The organism is Flavobacterium sp. B114r (genome assembly GCF_056824125.1).
Map to the genome: position 1 here is coordinate 924,194 of NZ_CP124858.1, position 17,034 is coordinate 941,227.

The 17,034-nt window shown below is 34.0% G+C and carries 14 protein-coding genes; 9 read left to right on the forward strand and 5 right to left on the reverse strand.

What is annotated here, in order from left to right; all coding sequences use genetic code 11:
* Window positions 1–20 precede the first annotated feature (20 nt).
* Window positions 21–827 (reverse strand): glycogen/starch synthase, encoded by an 807-nt coding sequence (locus tag QLQ94_RS04145; RefSeq protein WP_271334047.1) that lies wholly within the window; start codon window positions 825–827, stop codon window positions 21–23.
* Between the two features lie 78 nt (window positions 828–905).
* Between QLQ94_RS04145 and panC the strand changes: the two genes are divergently transcribed.
* The 5 genes from panC to QLQ94_RS04170 all read left to right on the forward strand — a co-directional run bounded on the left by panC (window position 906) and on the right by QLQ94_RS04170 (window position 7,011).
* Window positions 906–1,784 (forward strand): pantoate--beta-alanine ligase, encoded by an 879-nt coding sequence (gene panC, locus QLQ94_RS04150; protein ID WP_271334046.1) that lies wholly within the window; start codon window positions 906–908, stop codon window positions 1,782–1,784.
* 14 nt (window positions 1,785–1,798) lie between these two features.
* A complete protein-coding gene (gene panD, locus QLQ94_RS04155) occupies window positions 1,799–2,149 on the forward strand; it encodes an aspartate 1-decarboxylase (protein ID WP_072957097.1) in 351 nt (116 codons plus the stop codon).
* Window positions 2,150–2,355: 206 nt separating this feature from the next.
* Window positions 2,356–3,510, forward strand: a complete 1,155-nt coding sequence (locus QLQ94_RS04160) for an alpha/beta hydrolase (protein WP_271334045.1) — start codon at window positions 2,356–2,358, stop codon at window positions 3,508–3,510.
* On the forward strand, window positions 3,510–4,871 hold the full coding sequence (gene radA / locus QLQ94_RS04165) for a DNA repair protein RadA (protein WP_271334044.1): 1,362 nt from the start codon (window positions 3,510–3,512) through the stop codon (window positions 4,869–4,871). Before QLQ94_RS04160 ends, radA begins: the two co-directional genes overlap by 1 nt.
* A gap of 175 nt (window positions 4,872–5,046) precedes the next feature.
* Window positions 5,047–7,011, forward strand: a complete 1,965-nt coding sequence (locus QLQ94_RS04170; protein ID WP_271334043.1) for a transglycosylase domain-containing protein — start codon at window positions 5,047–5,049, stop codon at window positions 7,009–7,011.
* A gap of 186 nt (window positions 7,012–7,197) precedes the next feature.
* On the opposite strand, the gene QLQ94_RS04175 is transcribed toward QLQ94_RS04170, so the two are convergent.
* Both QLQ94_RS04175 and QLQ94_RS04180 read right to left on the reverse strand, forming a co-directional pair.
* Entirely contained in the window at window positions 7,198–7,947 is a 750-nt protein-coding gene (locus QLQ94_RS04175) for a LytR/AlgR family response regulator transcription factor (RefSeq protein WP_482499235.1), read from the reverse strand.
* Between the two features lie 10 nt (window positions 7,948–7,957).
* On the reverse strand, window positions 7,958–9,763 hold the full coding sequence (locus tag QLQ94_RS04180; RefSeq protein ID WP_482499236.1) for a tetratricopeptide repeat-containing sensor histidine kinase: 1,806 nt from the start codon (window positions 9,761–9,763) through the stop codon (window positions 7,958–7,960).
* A 146-nt stretch (window positions 9,764–9,909) separates the two neighbouring features.
* Here QLQ94_RS04180 and QLQ94_RS04185 point away from each other — a divergent pair, with 146 nt between their 5' ends.
* The 4 genes from QLQ94_RS04185 (at window position 9,910) to QLQ94_RS04200 (ending at window position 14,490) form a co-directional block, all read left to right on the forward strand.
* Complete coding sequence (locus QLQ94_RS04185; RefSeq protein ID WP_271334040.1) at window positions 9,910–10,875, forward strand: SIMPL domain-containing protein; 966 nt, start codon at window positions 9,910–9,912, stop codon at window positions 10,873–10,875.
* Between the two features lie 110 nt (window positions 10,876–10,985).
* The gene (locus tag QLQ94_RS04190) at window positions 10,986–12,137 is read left to right on the forward strand and encodes a vWA domain-containing protein (RefSeq protein ID WP_271334039.1); all 1,152 of its coding nucleotides are present in this window, start codon (window positions 10,986–10,988) and stop codon (window positions 12,135–12,137) included.
* A gap of 16 nt (window positions 12,138–12,153) precedes the next feature.
* Window positions 12,154–12,777, forward strand: a complete 624-nt coding sequence (locus tag QLQ94_RS04195; RefSeq protein ID WP_271334038.1) for a murein L,D-transpeptidase catalytic domain-containing protein — start codon at window positions 12,154–12,156, stop codon at window positions 12,775–12,777.
* Between the two features lie 63 nt (window positions 12,778–12,840).
* Window positions 12,841–14,490 (forward strand): DUF4139 domain-containing protein, encoded by a 1,650-nt coding sequence (locus QLQ94_RS04200; RefSeq protein ID WP_482499237.1) that lies wholly within the window; start codon window positions 12,841–12,843, stop codon window positions 14,488–14,490.
* Window positions 14,491–14,605: 115 nt separating this feature from the next.
* On the opposite strand, the gene QLQ94_RS04205 is transcribed toward QLQ94_RS04200, so the two are convergent.
* Both QLQ94_RS04205 and QLQ94_RS04210 read right to left on the reverse strand, forming a co-directional pair.
* Complete coding sequence (locus tag QLQ94_RS04205) at window positions 14,606–15,643, reverse strand: aldo/keto reductase (RefSeq protein ID WP_427401206.1); 1,038 nt, start codon at window positions 15,641–15,643, stop codon at window positions 14,606–14,608.
* Window positions 15,644–16,623: 980 nt separating this feature from the next.
* Window positions 16,624–16,875, reverse strand: a complete 252-nt coding sequence (locus tag QLQ94_RS04210; protein WP_271334035.1) for a hypothetical protein — start codon at window positions 16,873–16,875, stop codon at window positions 16,624–16,626.
* Window positions 16,876–17,034: the final 159 nt, after the last annotated feature.

Here is a 17,034-nt window from a genome sequence, read left to right on the forward strand (position 1 = left end):
TTTAATAATAAAGTTAAAATTTAAAGACCCACCGTTTTATAGAAATTTGTATACGCTTCAGCGAATGCATCTTTCGTGGCGAAAGGTAAAAAAGGTTTTCCTGAAGATTCTATAAATTTTGTTAAACTTGGGGATACGTTTTCAGAAGCGATAATCACAGCATCAGAGTGTAATATACTCGCCTTTAAGACATTTTCGTAATTAGGGATCTCCAAATCTGAAATCGCCTCGTGCGGCACACCATCAAATTTGACCTTATTTATCATTTCTAAATCTAAATTTTCATCAAAAGATTGCCCATAAACAGAGGTAACAATTTTTGTTTCAGAAAATAAAGCTTCATTTTTATAGTAGTGCTTCATATAAATTGGCAGCATTGCAGCCAACCAACCGTGAACATGAATGATATCCGGAACCCAGTTCAGTTTTTTTACCGTTTCAACAACTCCTTTAGCAAAAAATATTGCTCTTTCGTCATTATCAGGATATAGAACTCCTTCTTCGTCAGCAAAAGTTGCTTTACGTTTAAAATATTCATCATTATCAATAAAATAAACCTGAATTCTTTCTTTTGGAATCGAAGCTACTTTGATAATCAATGGCATATCTAAATCATTCACTACCAAATTCATTCCTGAAAGTCTAATAACTTCATGCAATTGGTGTCTTCTTTCGTTGATATTTCCATATCTTGGCATGAAAATTCTTATTTGTCCGCCCTGATCATTGATCATTTTTGGAACGTCATATGACATTAAAGAAACTTCATTTTCAGCCAAATAAGGCACGACTTCAGATGATACATATAATATCCTCTTATCTTTCATAATAGTATTTTACTTAATTTTTGGTAATAAAAACGTTGCAAAATTACAAAAATTTATGCAGTTTATAACTAATATATTATGTTTGCACTAAATTTTAATAATACTGCCATGCATATTTTCTACGGTAAAGTAGCTTTGATAGCCTATTTGAAAACTATCAAAACCGCAAATTCAACCATCGGATTTGTACCAACAATGGGCGCTTTACACCAAGGTCATCTGGCGTTAATGCAAAGATCAATTAAAGAAAACGACGATACCGTTGTAAGTATTTTTGTTAATCCAACACAATTTAACAACCCTGAAGATCTCGAAAAATACCCCAGAACTCTTGAAGAAGACGTAAAAAAAATGCGCAATTTAAGTGATAAAATGATTCTATATGCACCTTCTGTAGATGACATTTACGAAGGACATACTATTTCTCAGTCATTTGACTTTGATGGATTAGAGAATCAGATGGAAGGACAATTCAGACCCGGACATTTTAATGGCGTAGGAACGATTGTTAAACGTTTGTTCGAAATTGTTACGCCTACAAATGCGTATTTTGGAGAAAAGGATTTCCAGCAATTGCAGATCGTAAAAAAAATGGTCGAAAAAACAAATTTACCGGTAAATGTGGTAGGCTGTCCAATCTTCAGAGAGGATAATCAGCTTGCGATGAGTTCCCGAAACGAGCGATTAACTCCCGAAGAACGAAAAGAAGCTGCTATCATTTATAAAACTTTGACAGAAGCTAAAGAAATATTTCAGACGGGAACTCCTGAAGACACTATAAAATTTGTAGAAGATACTTTTAAAGATAACGAGAAATTTGATCTCGAATATTTTGTAATTGCTGACGAATCTACATTATTACCGATTGACCATAAAAGTAAAGACAAAAACTATCGCGCTTTTATAGCGGTATTTGTTAATAATATAAGGTTGATCGACACCATTTCATTAAATTAATTTACCTTTGCAAAATGCAAATTCAAGTTATAAAATCAAAAATTCATCGTGTAAAAGTAACTGGAGCTGACCTAAATTATATTGGCAGTATTACTATTGACGAAACATTACTGGAAGCCTCAAATATTATTGAAGGCGAAAAGGTATCTATTGTAAACATCAATAATGGCGAACGTTTTGAAACTTACGCTATCAAAGGGCAAAAAAATTCAGGAGAAATTACCCTGAACGGACCTGCCGCAAGAAAAGTTCAAAAAGACGACATCATTATCATTATATCTTATGCAACCCTGGAGTTTGAAGAAGCAAAAACCTTCAAGCCATGGATCATTTTTCCTAATGAAAACGATAATTCGCTAACCTAAGCCTCCCTTTTACACCTTATATATTATTCTTGTTTGTCGAAATCTGTTTTTTTGACAAACAAGGTTTTTTATGCCTAAATCAAAAAATAGGTTTAATCGCATAATTTCATTGCTTTTTTAAATTCCTACCCAAGCAAAAAAGCAAATAAAGTATTATATTGCCATACTATTTCAATACTTTTCAACTCAATGAAATGCCCCAAATCATGAAGAAAGTTTACCTGCTGCTTGCATTAATTTCAATTTCTGTATTCTCACAGAAAAAATTCGACAATATTAAATCTGTCAAACTCGGAGAAGAAAGAAGAATAACTATTGGACTTCCTGCTTCTTATGAAGCTAATCCCGAAAAAAAATACCCTGTTTTATATTTATTAGATGGTGATTATTTATTTGATCCCTTTTCCGGAGCTATAAGTTATGGCGTTTATTGGGATGATTTGCCTGAAATGATTATCATTGGTGTGCATCAAAATAAAGACGGAGAACGTTATGACGATGCTACAATTGACCAGAATAACGGTTTACCGTTTGAAAAAGGCGCTCAGTTTTTTGAATTTATCGGAGCTGAATTGGTTCCCTATATTGAAAAAAAATACCGCACTACTCCTTTCAGAATTATTGCAGGTCATGACATTACAGCGAGTTTTATCAACTTTTATTTATACAAAGAAACGCCGCTTTTTAACGCTTATATTTGTTTAAGCCCTGAACTTGCACCAAAAATGGAAGTTCGTATTCCGGAAAAGTTCACAAAAATAAAAGAACCTTTCTTTTACTATCTTTCAGCAGCTGATGGCGATATTAAGAAAATCAAAGAGCCAATAGAAAAGCTGGACAGCAATATTAAAATCGCAAATAATCCGTTAGTAAACTATAAATATGATTTATTTAAAGGCACAACGCATTATACAGAAGTGCTGCATTCGATACCAAATGCATTATATCATATTTTTGAGGCTTACAAACCTATAAATTCCGCTGAGTACAATGACAAAATTGCTGTTCTTCAGACTGGATATGCAGATTATTTAGAAGCTAAATATGCGACTATGTCTAAAGTTATGGGAGTTCAGATTCCTGTGAGAATGAGCGACTTTAAAGTAATAGAAAACATCATTCTAAAAAACAAAGCCTACGACGAATTAGGCAAAATGGCCGAAATTGGAAATGTAAATTATCCTAAAGCCATGTTAGGCGAATACGAATTAGGCCTGATGTATGAGAAAATGGGCGACGCAAAAAGAGCGTCTAAAAAATATCAAAATGCTTCACAAATGGAACCAATTGGCGATTTGAATAAGGATATGATGTATGAAAAAATGGATCAAATGAACGCACTTGCAAAAACCGGTAAATAATGTCTAAAGTTAAAACTTCTTTTTTTTGTCAAAACTGCGGAACTCAATATGCCAAATGGCAAGGACAATGCAATGCCTGCAAGGAATGGAATACTATTGCGGAAGAGATCATTCAGAAGCAGGAAAAAGTAGCATGGAAAAGCGAACCAACTTCAAATGGTAAAGCTCCACGCCCATTAAAAATTAATGAGATCGACTCGACTCAGGAAATCCGCATGGATACGACTGACGGCGAATTGAATCGTGTTTTGGGTGGCGGAATTGTTCCGGGATCTTTGACTCTTTTGGGCGGTGAACCAGGAATTGGAAAAAGTACACTTTTACTTCAGATATCATTAAAATTACCCTATAAAACTTTGTATGTTTCCGGTGAGGAAAGTCAGAAGCAAATAAAGATGCGTGCTGAAAGAATTACACCGGACAGTGAAAACTGTTATATCCTGACGGAAACAAAAACACAGAATATCTTTAAACAAATTGAAGCTATTCAGCCTGAAATTGTCATTATCGATTCGATTCAGACTTTGCATACCGATTATATCGAATCAACTGCCGGAAGTATTTCTCAGATTAGAGAAACAACTGCTGAATTGATCAAGTTTGCCAAAGAGACCAATATTCCGGTTATTTTAATTGGGCATATTACCAAAGACGGAAACATTGCCGGACCAAAAATCCTGGAACATATGGTCGATACTGTTTTACAGTTTGAAGGCGATCGAAATCATGTTTACCGAATCTTACGTTCTCTAAAAAACCGTTTTGGCTCAACAGCCGAATTGGGGATTTATGAAATGTTGGGAAGCGGTTTACGAGAAGTCAGCAATCCGTCAGAAATATTAATTTCGCACAAAGACGAAGAATTATCAGGAACCGCAATTGCCTCTACACTTGAAGGAATGCGCCCGTTAATGATCGAAATACAATCGCTTGTAAGTACCGCAGTTTACGGAACTCCGCAACGAAGTACCACGGGTTACAATGCCAAAAGACTGAACATGATTTTGGCGGTTTTAGAAAAAAGAGCCGGATTTCGTTTAGGAGCAAAAGATGTCTTTTTGAACGTAACCGGAGGAATTTCTGTAGATGACCCTGCAATAGATCTTGCTGTTGTTGCGGCGATTTTATCCTCAAATGAAGATATTCCGGTAACAAAAGGTTTTTGTTTTGCTGGTGAAGTTGGACTTTCAGGAGAAATTCGTCCGGTAAATCGGGTAGATCAACGTATTCAGGAAGCTGAGAAACTAGGATTCACCACTATCTTTGTATCTAAGTACAACAAAATTGCGTTAAAGAATACAGGAATCAAGATTGAGCTTGTCGCCAAAATTGAAGATGTAGCCGGTATTCTTTTTGGATAATATGTTTTTTTTACCACGAATTTCACAAATTAAACACGAATTTTTATTTAAATTTAATTCAAATTCATATACTCATGCTCATGCTACGTATAATTCGGGAAAATTAGTGAAATTCGTGGCAAAAACTAATGTTCGCAAAGCGAACATTCCCTAATTTTTTTATGAAATTAACTTTATGAAATTTCCAAAACAAAAAATATACAAAGCACTTCTAATACTTGCAATAGTATTGGTAGTGCTTTTTTTAGGCTTTTACTTTTTTCGTGATTCTTTATTAAAACAAGCTATTGCGAAGGTAAAAACCAAAATGGATACAGAATACAACAGTACTTTTTCTGTAAAATCAGCTTCGTTTGATGGCTTATCCGGCATTAAACTAACTGATATTATTCTGGTTCCGAGAAATGCTGATACGCTTTGCCACATTCAAAAAATAGAAACCAGTATTAGTTTGTCTCATTTATTAATTGGTGATGTTCAGGTTGGCACTTTAAAAGTCAATAATGGTTATATTCAATTAGTCAAAAAAGGAAATGTCCGTAATTTTGATGCTTTCCTGAAAAAAGACAAATCTGATTCTGATAAAAATGAAAAACGCAAATACGCTACTTTTGCGTATAGAATTATTTCAAAATTACTAAATCTGGTTCCGACGGACATGAAACTGGAAAACCTAAATTTCAGGATCGATGATAACGGCAAAAAGACTTCTATTGCTGTCAATAAACTCGTTTTAGACAACAAACAACTCGAAACCAATCTTCATGTACAAAGCAAAGATTTTGACCAGCGATGGAACATTAAAGGTTTTGCTGATCCCAGAAATAAAAAAGCTGATATCCGTTTCTTTAATTTAGATACCGGAGCCATTCGTGTTCCGTATTTAGACGAACGCTATAACTTAAAAGCAAGTTTTGATTCGATCCGATTAAATGTTCAAAATATAGAAAAAGACGGAAGCGAATTGCATATTGACGGTTACACTTCTATCACGAACTTAAAAATCAATCACCCTAAAATCGCCAGTAAAGATGTTGTTATTAAAAATGCACGCTTTGACTATCGCTTTCTATTGGGAGATAATTTTATTTCGATCGACAGTACCTCAACCATGCAGTTGAATAAGATAAAAGTCAAGCCTTATATTTCTTACAGTACAGAAAAAGATACTATTTACACACTGAAAGTAGATATCCCGAAAATGAAGGCGCAAGACTTTATCGTTTCGTTGCCTGACGGATTGTTTACTCATTTTCAGGGAATGGAAGCAACAGGAAATTTCGATTATAAATTGGATTTCAAATTCAATAAAAACAACCCGAATACTTTAGTATTTGACAGCAAACTCAATAAAGAAGATTTAAAAATCACTAAATACGGTGAAGCAGATCTTAATAAATTAAACGGTGAATTTGTTTATCGCGCCATTATTCAGAATGTATTGCAAAGACCTATTTTAGTTGGAAATGCAAATCCTAATTACACGCCTTTGGACCAGATCTCACCTTATTTAAGAAAATCTGTTTTAACAACAGAAGATCCGTCTTTCTTTTCCCATCGTGGGTTTATTAATGAAGCGTTTAAGCAATCTATTTTAAAGAACATCAAAACCAAAAAATTCTCACGTGGTGCCAGCACCATTAGTATGCAATTAATAAAGAATGTCTTTTTGACAAGAGAAAAAACACTTTCGCGCAAACTTGAAGAAATTTTATTGGTTTATATTCTGGAGAACAATCGCGTAGTCAGCAAAGAAAGAATGCTCGAAGTATATTTCAACATTATAGAATGGGGACCAAATGTATACGGAATTGGAGAAGCAAGTCATTTCTATTTTCAAAAAAGTCCATCGGCCTTAAACGTAGATGAGTGTTTGTACCTGGCAACTATTATCCCTAAGCCAAGGAAATTCATGTACCAATTTAATGATCAGGGAAATTTGAGAGACTTTGCAGTACAAAATCAGAAGTTTTTAAAGAATTTAATGTTCCGCCGTGGTCTTTTAGTCCCTGAAGACACAATAGGCCAACTCCCGGTTTACATTTCCGGTAATGCGCGCTCCTTTATTCGTATTAAAGCTCCGGATTCAACTGCGGTGCCGGCTGATTCTTTGTCAATTGGCGATGAATTTGATTTGTAAACTATTTTCCACTAAGGCACAAAGTTTTTATAGCCAATATTGTCATCCTGACGCAGGAAGGATCACAAAAGAGCTCCGCAACGAAAACACAATCTTTGTCGAGTTTCGCGTGTGATCCTTCCTGCGTCAGGATGACATAAAATGAGAAGAAAATCTTTGTGCCTTAGTGCCTTCGCGGCAAAAACCTCATTTAAAAATCTTTAAAAAATCTTCCTTATAAGTCGATGAAACTTCGATTTCAGCTCCGTCATTTAGGGTCACGATTCCACCTTTATTATAGGCTTTCACGCAATTCATATTGATAATATGCGACTTATGAACCCGTATAAATGGCAAAGGCAATATCTCTGAAAAATGTTTCAGGAACCTGCAGACCATTTTCTTGTTTCCGTTGTTTAGATATAGATCTGTAAAGTTTCCATTACCTTTCAATCGAACTATTTCTTCCATTTTAACTACTTCAAAACCTTCTAATGTTGGCAGGATTACCTGTTGTTTTTCAGGTTTGGTTTCGTGAAAGTTTTCGACGATTATCTTATTTCTGTTAAAGATTTCATGGTTCATGACCTGATGATGCACTTTATTTACTGCGACAATCAACTCTTCGATACTAATGGGTTTCAGGAGATAATAAGCCGCACTTTGATTTAGCGCTTTTAATGAATACTCAGAAAAAGCAGTTACAAATATGGTTTCAAAATGCAAATCCTTACAAGCTTCCAGTACATCAAAAGCATTCCCAAAAGGCATTTCTACATCCAGAAAAACCAATTGCGGCTGTAATTCATGCAATAATGGCACAGCTTCTTTTATATTTTGTGCTTCACCAATAACTTCGACCTGCGGACAATATTTACTCAAATAATTTTTGAGTACTTCGCGCGCCGCAAGTTCATCTTCGACAATTACACTTTTTATCTTTTGAAAAGTCATCATAATTTATCTATTAAAGGAAAATAATTCGAACAATTGTACCAGTTTCAGGCATTTCTTTTTCTGTAATTTCAAAAGAGATGTTCTTTTTATACAATTCATTCAGCAAACCAATTCGTTCCTTCGTATTACTTAATCCACGGGATTCATGTACTTTTTGATTACTTGTTTTTAGCTCACGGCTTTTGGTTAAGCCAATCCCGTTATCTTCTATAATCACAACAACTTTTCCTGCTGCAAACTGAAAATTAAGATGCAAAAATCCTTTTTTGTCGAGATAACGCAATCCGTGCCAAATAGCATTTTCGAGATGTGGCTGAATAATCATATTCGGGATCAAAACCGTTTCTGTATCCAGAGTTTCGTCAACACTAATTTTAAAATCAAATTTATCCTCAAAACGTAAATGTTCTAAATCCAAATACTTTTTCAGCTGTTCAACTTCCTTATCCAATAAGATGAAATCCTTATTAGAATTTTCCATCATATTGCGCATTAGATTCGAATAGGAAGTAAGGTATTTATTGGCTTCTAATTCTTTATTTTCCGAAATAAACTGATTTACACTATTCAGACTATTAAAAATAAAATGTGGATTCATTTCGCGTCGGAGCGATTGTAAAGCAATTTCCTTGTTCTTCGTTTTTATCGAATACAATGCTTTTACAATAAAGAAGAACAAAAGCAAAAGCAATAAAATTGACCCCAAAAGAAAATAGTTAAAGGTGTTTTTCTTTGTAATCAATTCATCTTTTAAGGTTTTTTCTTTTTCTAGCTGACGGATTTTATCTTCAGTAACCTGAAACGTTTTGGCATCGATTAAAGTAGTATCTGATTGAATCAATTTATCAAAGTTGTCAAAAAAATTTTCATATAAAGCAATACTTTCTTTATCGTCTCCTTTGGTTTTGTAATACTGAATTAAGGCTGATAAACTTTTCTTTGCCTCAGCAGAATACCCGTTTTTTGAGGCTAAATCATATGCTTCTTTCAGTGATACAACTGCTTTTTTAGGTTCTTCTTTTTTAAAATAAAGTTTTGCCAGCGATTGCAGCTGTTTTATTTGGGTATTAAAATCCTGATTTTTCACCGCTTCGGTCAACAATTTTTCATTGATTCCTATTGCTGCGTCAAACTGATTATCTGCTGCATATACTTTTGCTATTTCATTTTTGATTTTAATAACCTCTTCCGGTTTATCTTTGGCGTAAACCAGTGCTTTATTATAACTTTCAATCGCTACTGCTTTATCCATTTGCTGCAAAGAATTTTCTGCTTTCTGAACGTAGGCCGCTGCAACTTCATCGGTTTTATTATCTTTTTTAAGTAACTTAATATTCGAGTTTACATATCCTGCCTGTACAGCCGGACTTGCCTGCGTACGCAAGCGATTAGCATCATTAAGGTTTATTTTTTCATCGACCGCATCATTTGCTAATGAACCCGCTACTTCGTAATTTTTAATCGCTGACTCAAAGTTTTTTTGATTTTCCTGTACTTTGGCAAGGCTCCTCGTTACACGGGTTTTATCGTCGACTAACTTTAATTTTGTGTAACTGGTAAGCGCTCTTTTATAATAATCTTCGGCTTTCGCATTATCACCTTTATTGACAAACTCATTGGCCAGACGTTCATAATTCTGGGCAATTTTTGCTTCGTCATTTGCATCTAATGAATTAGACAAATCTTCTGCGACTTTACTAATTTTAACTTGTTTGCTTTTTTCGCTTTTCTGTATAGGAGCTGACTGTGCTGTTATTGAATGTGGAATCAATAGCACTAAAAGCAGACTAAAACTAATTAATAAATGACGTTTCACAAATAAGTTATTTTGAGAATGTAAAGTAACCTAATTTCAAATTTCTATCCTATAAGTTTCACCAAGTCAAATGACCCGTTGACCCATTCTGTCAAAAATACGTTTTTTCCTTCAATACATTTGACCCTTAATTTAAAACTATAATTATGAAAAAACTATTATTCACTTCTATAACCCTATTATTTTCCTCCTTTATAATTTCTCAGGTTTCAGGAAATATTAATTATCAGCAACGGCAATCTTATAACAACAATACAATTGATATAAATTTTCCGGTAAATGCTGATATTATAGTAAGCATAAAAGGGCTTGCAAACGTAAAAGCAGATGCGTATACAGCAATTTTCAGCATAACCCAGACCGGTAAAACGGCCAAGGAAGTAAATGAATTAATTGACCAAAGAATTACGCAATCATTCAATGAAATCAAACTTAAAAAAGGTGCAGAAACTTTTGTCGATATGATTTCGTTTGTTCCCCTTTATGAATACGAAGCAGAAAAAAAGATTTTTAATCGTAAAACCTATAACGAAGTCCCAGCGGGATTTGAGTTAAAGAAAAGCATTCATATAAAATACTCTGACCCTAATCAGCTTAATGAATTTATCTCGATTTTATCCAACAATGAAATATATGATCTGGTCAGGGTTGATTATTTCTCCTCTACATTGGAAACAATTAAGAAAGAAATGATGAACAAAGCAAAACTTATGATTCTGGAAAAAGTAAAAAATTATGAATTTTTGCTTGGAGAAACATTTACGAATGCTGAAAAAAGAATTGCAGATGATTATATCGTCAACTTACCTGTAGAAATGTACAAATCGTATGAAGCTTACAATAGTTCTTCCTTAAACTTAAAAAAAGCGGCCAACATTAATCAGCTTAATAAATCTGTTACCCTTTATTATCAGCCAGTCATGAATAAAGAATTTGATTTTGTAATCAATCCCATTGTATCAGAACCCGTTATTCAAATACAATACGAAGTCAAAATAGCGATTACCAGAGAAAAGAAGCAGACTTCGAAAACAGATAAAGAATTTATTCTGGTTACCCCAAATGGCGATTTAAAAACCCTGAATATGAATACGGTCAAACAAAACCATTAATCCTCAGGCGCATTTCACCAAGTCAAAATACGGTTTCACCATTTGTCTGAAAAAAGTGCTTTTTAAGTTTTTAAGTTTGGTCTGTAATCAACAATTAAAAACTCGAAATCATGAAAACTACTCTTCTTATCCCGGCGCTTTTGATAACGGTATTCTCTTTTGCAAACAGCCACAATACAAATTCAAATAAAAACACCAAAATTGAAAAACCAATAGCTGAAAAAACCAAAATACAGGTCGCATTATTACTAGATACTTCGAGTAGTATGGATGGACTTATCGATCAGGCAAAATCAAGACTTTGGAATATCGTAAATACGTTAACAACCTTAAAATACGATGGAAAATCACCTGATATCGAAATTGCCTTATATGAATATGGAAACGACGGATTGTCTAAACAATCTAATTATATCCGACAAATAGCACCTCTTTCGACAGATCTGGATTTGATTTCTGAGAAATTATTTTCCCTAAGCACCAATGGTGGTAACGAATATTGCGGAGCTGTGATTCAGGATGCAACCAAACAATTAAAATGGGCGAAAGACAACAATAATATGAAGCTAATTTATATTGCAGGAAACGAAGATTTTAATCAGGGCAATATCAATTACAAAGAGGCAATCAGCAATGCTTTAAAGAATGATATTTATGTAAATACGATTTATTGCGGAGATAAAACGCAGGGCATAAATGAACTCTGGAAAAACGGTGCCGATTACGGAAAAGGGAAATATTTTAATATTGATTCTAACGAAACTGTACGCTACATCGCGACTCCGTATGATGATGAAATTACAAAATGCAACGAAAAAATCAATAAGACCTATATCAGTTACGGCTCAAAAGGTTCTGCAAAAAAAATGAACCAGGAAACACAGGACAAAAATGCGCAGAAAGTTTCTGCATCCAATTATGCAGAACGCGCTGTAAGCAAATCAAAAGCAGTATATAAAAATGAAAGCTGGGATTTGGTTGATAAAGTCAAAGATGATAAAACTGCTATTTCAAAAATAAAAAAAGAGGAATTGCCTAAAGAACTTCAGAATAAGTCTGAAGCCGAAATAAAAACAATCGTAGCTCAAAAGACTAAAGAAAGGGAAAACATTCAGAAAGAGATTGGTGAACTGGGCAAAAAACGTCAGCAGTATATTGATATGGAAGCAAAAAAGACAAAAAAACAAGATGATATAGGCAACGCTATTAATACCTCCATCATTGGCTTTGCAAAAGTAAAAGGATATACGGTCGAGAAATAAAAAACCATTCTTAAACATGAAAAATAAAATTTTCTTTTTGCTTTCGTTCGCAATTTTTGGCGTGAGTTTTGCCTGTAGGAATGATGAAGAAAAGCCAGAAATTATTAAAATTTCAAAACCGGTTTATTCCTATGAAGAGAAACTAAAAATCGAGACAACTGAAATCAGGAGCTTTTTGGGGAAATCTCCTAAATACAATTCAGATATTGTTTTCTTTTTAGACATGAAGATTGAATCTGGAAAAAACCGGTTTTTTATTTACGACTTAAAGCAGAACAAAATACTTAGCGAAGGCTTGGTTGGTCATGGCTCCGGATCAGAAACCGGTATTCCCGGAAAATTAAAATTCAGCAATGTCAACAATTCCAATTGCAGTTCTTTGGGTAAATATGCTATTGGCAGCTCCTACTCCGGAAGATTTGGCAAAGCTTATAAATTATACGGTCTGGATGCAACTAACAGCAATGCCTTTGACCGAAATATCGTGCTTCATAAATATTCAGACATTCCGTTTGAAGAACAATTAAATCCTATTTGTAATAGCTTGGGATGTCCGATGGTGAATGAAAATTTTTTTACTGTGATTGAAAAAATAATTGACAATTCTAAAAAGAAAATCATTCTTGTCATGTACTATTAAAACCCATTTCAATTCCCGTTATTTGTAATCCATATCTCTCAAATAAATATAAATTATAATCTCATGATAAAAACAATAACAACAACTGTTTTATTCCTAATTGGTACAATTGCCTTTGCACAAAAACCAATTTTTACAACGGCTAAGGTAAAAGCTGCAACAGTATACTTTAATGCTGCCGAAATTTCTCAAACTGCAAATATTAATCTGCCATTAGGAACAAGCGAAATTGTAATAAAAAATGTAGCGGTGGACTTGAATGAGAACTCAATCCAGATAGGAACGCCATCTACAGTTACAGTTCTTTCGGTTCAGTTTACCAATAACTACATCTCAGACTATGAAGTCGATACTAAATCTCCTGCCTTAAAAAGAGTAAGAGACAGTATTGTTTTGGTTCAGAAAGAAATCCTGAAAGTCAATAACACGATAAATTCTGAAACAAAAACAATTCAGCTTTTAGATAAGAACCAACAAATTTCGGGCGTAAATTCAGGTTTAAACGTAACTGAATTAATGAAAATGGTTGACTATTACAAAACCAAACAACTGGAAATCGCCAATACGATTAATACACTTACAGAGAAACAACAAAAACTGAACGAAACGCTTCAAAAACTGAACAATAAACTTGAAGTTGATACGAGCAAAGAAGAAAAAACTTCCTCAGGAAAACTAATCGTTCAGGTTATGAATGAAGTTGCCGGAACTGTTCCTTTAGACATTTCATACTTAACAAATAATGCTACGTGGACTCCGTTTTACGACCTACGCGCCGAAAGTGTTACGTCCCCAATTAATATGATGTATAAAGCACAGGTTGTTCAGAATACAGGAATTGACTGGAAAAAAGTAAAACTGACTTTGTCAAGCGGTATTCCTAATCAAAACAATCAGGCACCAATATTGAGTTCATGGTTTCTGGCCAATCAGGTATATAATGATGAAGTTGTTGTTATGGGGTATGGAGCAACTAAAAAAAGAAATCAACTACAGGGAAGTGTTTACAAAATTTCAGCAGATAAAGCAGTTACCGAACTCAACCAGGCTCCTGCTCCTGTCATGGAAAGCTCATCGGTTTCTAATTATACGACTGTAGCAGAAAATCAACTCAATATTTCTTTTGATATTGATATTCCGTATGATATTTTATCAAATGGAAAAGTGCACAGTGCTTCATTAAAAGAGATAAAACTACCCGCTTCCTATAAATTTTATGCTGTTCCTAAAATTGAAAATGATGCTTTTCTCTTGGCAGAAATTGCAGATTACAGCAAATACAATTTATTGCGGGGAGAAGCCAATATTATTTTTGAAGGTATGTATGTTGGCAAGACTTTTATAGAACCCAACCAAACTGGCGACACTTTAAACTTAAGCATGGGACGCGACAAAAAAGTCTCTATAAAACGTGAAAAAGTAGCGGATAAATCTGGAACTAAATTTTTATCAACCAAAAAAGAACAGACTTTTACTTTTGACATTACAGTACGAAATAATAAAAAAGAGGCAGTCGAATTGTTACTGAAAGACCAATATCCGTTAAGTACCAATAAAGAAATCGAGGTTGAATTATTGCAAAGTGACGGTGCAAAAATAAATACAGAAATTGGAATTCTGACCTGGCAATTACAGCTAAAACCAAATGAAAACAAGAAATTCAGAATTAGTTATAAAGTGAGATATCCTAAAGATCAGATTTTGAATCTTTAAACATAAAATCCCGATACAATAAATTTTGTATCGGGATTTTTTTATTACTGGCTAAACTAGTTGAAGAAACCTAACAGGTTTTAAAAACCTGTTAGGTTTGACTATCTATAACTTATTAAGGTGCAGGATCAGGAATTATTGCCTGAACTGCTGCGATTTCTGTTAATATTTCTTTTGATAAAAAGACATCTATTGTATCGATATTTTCTTTTAACTGTTCCATTGTTGTTGCACCAATAATCGCACTGGTCAAAAATGGCTGCTGCAATACAAATCCCATTGCTAATTCAGTTAAAGTTAAACCGTGTTTGTGCGCAATTTCCTGATATAATCTTGTTGCTTGCGTACATTGATCACTATTGTAACGTGTGTATTGCGGAAAAAGCTTGATTCTCGCATTTGGATGTGCCTCTCCGGTTAAAAACTTCCCGGTTAAAACGCCAAACGCCAAAGGTGAATAAGCCAATAAACCAACATTTTCATATTTCGCAACTTCGGCAGAACCTACTTCAAAAAGGCGGTTTAGCAAATTATACGGGTTTTGAACAGTTTTGATCCTTGGCAGGTTTTGATATTTGCTTTCTTCCAGCAAACGCATCATTCCCCATGCATTTTCATTTGAAACACCAATGTGTTTTATTTTGCCTTCTTTGATTAATCCGTCGAATGTTTCCAGAACTTCTCTGAAATTATCTTCCCAGACATCATCATAATCTTTAAAACCGCGTTCTCCAAAATAATTGGTTTTACGTTCCGGCCAATGCATCTGATACAAATCGATATAATCTGTCTGAAGACGTTTTAAACTATTTTCTAAAGCATATTTGATACTTGCAGGGGAAAAATCTCCTTTTTCGCGCATGTAAGTAAAATTAGGGTTTGGACCTGCGATTTTAGAGGCTAAAACCACTTTGTCACGATTCCCTGATTTCTTAAACCAGGTTCCTATGATTTTCTCCGTACTTCCGTAAGTTTCTTCGCGGGCAGGAACGGAATACATTTCGGCAGTATCAAAAAAATTAACACCTCTTTCAAGTGCATAGTCCATTTGTTGATGCCCCTCGGCTTCTGTATTTTGTTGCCCGAAAGTCATCGTTCCGAGGTTTATCTTACTAACTTTTATGTCGGTATTGGGTAGTGTCGTGTATTTCATTTTTTTCTGAGGTTCTAAGATGCTGAGTGATTATCCCACATTTCGGGACTAAGTTTACAGCTTTTGAATTATAAGAACTCAAAGATACAAAGGGATTCATCAAATGAAAATATCACAAAAGTTAAAAAAAGGATAAGTTTTTTTCTAAAGTCACTGAGTTTTCATCTCGAGGCTTCGGGTATCGTAATTAACTTAAGAGATTTTTGAATGCGGATTAACTATTTTCCTATCAATAACTTTATCAGAATCCGCAATCTTGTGATCTCGACGAAGGAGAGATCACACAAGAAACTCGACAAATATTGGCGAATATCTGAACGGAAATACTAGTGTGATTTCTCCTTCGTCGAAAGGACAAGGTTATGTTTAGACTGTGCGAAGAATGGATTAAAATCCATCCCTACAATATATTTTGTTCTTCCGGAACTCTTTCTAAAACTCCAAAGGAATGCGTTATTTTGTAGCGCCGTCCCGAGTCTCGGGATTGAGAGAAAAATTATGATCAAAAAAGCTTAAATTAATGACCTTATCAGCAAGGACTACACCTGTCCAATTATTTAAAAAAAGAACCCCTTAGAGATTAAATAATCAGTAAACAAATACCACTTTTTTTTGTCGCGTAGGAACTAACTTTATTTTATGATCTAAACAAAAAAAAGACCCAAAGTTAAAAACTCTGAACCTCTCTATTTTAAGCTTTTCAAGGGGTTTTGAAACGAATTAAAAACCCTAATTACAAAAATTGAATTTTCTTTAATTTGATATAATACTTTGTAATTTCTAATTACAATTCTTCGACAGTCAAATCTATATTCATCTAACTGAAATTGTTCGGCAAAAACTATACTATTTGTACAATTGAATAATTCATCTCTAATTTTAATTGACTTTTTCTTTAGAAATGACATTCTTCAATGAAATATAAATTTCTCTTAAGTCTTGTTATGCATTCTGAGTCCAAAAAACTAAAAGTTTTAGTATTACTCATTATCCCAACCCTGCATTTCTTTCGACAAATCTGCTTTTGAAATTATTCGATTATATTTTACATCATCCAAACCTTCTTCAACCTTATTATGATATTCTGACAAAGTCAAAAGATTCCCCTGAGCATCATATGAAACTACCTCATTTAAGTAAGTATCAAAAACAGAAGAAACAATTCGCAACACTCTTTCATCTGCCAAATCTAATTGATGGCGTATTTTGTCTTTTAATTCTGGAAGTCCCATAATTATAATTTTAGAAATTCAAGTTACGAAATAAATGGAGGATGAAAACTTCAATTTTTCAATTCCAAATTCGAACCGGAAAATCAACATATCTTGCTACATTTTTTATGATCTAATCGGATAGGAGCCTAGGGATTAATTCCCTAGGCGACCTTCCAC